General features: G+C 71.7%; 1 protein-coding gene. It reads right to left on the minus strand.

Annotated elements, in window-relative coordinates:
- Positions 1-179 precede the first annotated feature (179 nt).
- A partial coding sequence (locus UK12_RS41960) for an ABC transporter permease (protein WP_045306929.1) occupies positions 180-441 on the minus strand: 262 nt, incomplete at its 5' end.

The following is a 441-nucleotide window of genomic DNA, read 5'->3' on the forward strand; positions in this document are numbered from 1 at the left end:
GGTCAGGTTCATACCGACCGCGCTCATCAGCGGGATCCGCACCACGGCGAGGTCAACGGACCGGTGGTGGTCGAGGCCCTGCTCCTGCCTGCGCTCGGAGCACCGCTCGGCCCCGTCGGCCGCATCGGCCTGGCCGCGGTTCTGACCCAGCTGATGCCCGCGGCCGGTATGAGCCTGCCCTACGCCGCTCCGGACAGCGGGGAGAGCTTCCCGGCGCGGCGGGGCGGTATGAAGGGCGCCACCAGGGTGATCACGGTGCCGCCGGTGTACGAGGCGAGAGGGACGGCGGGGCCGATCTCCAGGGCGGCGGAGGGCAGGTTCATACCGACCGCGCTCATCAGCTGGTTCAGGCGCACGGGCAGGCCGATGCCGACGAAGAGGCCGTGCGTCGATCCGAGCACCGCCAGGATCAGGGCCTGGACCAGCACCGATCCGTTGACC

The sequence above is a fragment of the Saccharothrix sp. ST-888 genome, from assembly GCF_000955975.1.
GTDB lineage: Bacteria > Actinomycetota > Actinomycetes > Streptomycetales > Streptomycetaceae > Kitasatospora.